This window comes from Rheinheimera fenheensis (assembly GCF_039871805.1).
Lineage (GTDB): Bacteria > Pseudomonadota > Gammaproteobacteria > Enterobacterales > Alteromonadaceae > Alishewanella > Alishewanella fenheensis.
Map to the genome: position 1 here is coordinate 1 of NZ_JBDPJM010000027.1, position 445 is coordinate 445.

The window sequence follows — 445 nt, forward strand, 5'->3', positions numbered from 1 at the left end:
AAATGTTTTGTGTCGTACAGTGTGCTTTGCTACACAATCCTTCCGCTTGAGTTCGGAAGTATGCTTAGCTTGTTTTTACTACTATCAGCTTGCCAAATTGTTAAAGAGCAGTTTGAGATTAAACTCAAATATAAACACTTTACGCTAAGCGCTTATATTTGAATTTTTAGAGCAGGTTTCTTAAACCAGAAGTGGTGGAGTTAAGCGGGATCGAACCGCTGACCTCCTGCGTGCAAGGCAGGCGCTCTCCCAGCTGAGCTATAACCCCAATCTGGTTGGTCTGAGTAGACTCGAACTACCGACCTCACCCTTATCAGGGGTGCGCTCTAACCACCTGAGCTACAGACCAATTTTATCGCGATTTCTCACGTAAAACCGTTTGCTCTATCTCATGCAATCAATCATCTGGGTGAACACTTACAACGTCATTTAGCTATAGGTAAGG

2 tRNA genes are annotated in these 445 nt (G+C 43.8%); both read right to left on the bottom strand.

Annotated elements, in window-relative coordinates:
* Window positions 1–192 precede the first annotated feature (192 nt).
* A tRNA-Ala gene (locus tag ABGI61_RS16750) sits at window positions 193–268 on the bottom strand.
* A gap of 4 nt (window positions 269–272) precedes the next feature.
* Window positions 273–349: transfer RNA gene (locus tag ABGI61_RS16755), tRNA-Ile, on the bottom strand.
* Window positions 350–445 lie beyond the last annotated feature (96 nt).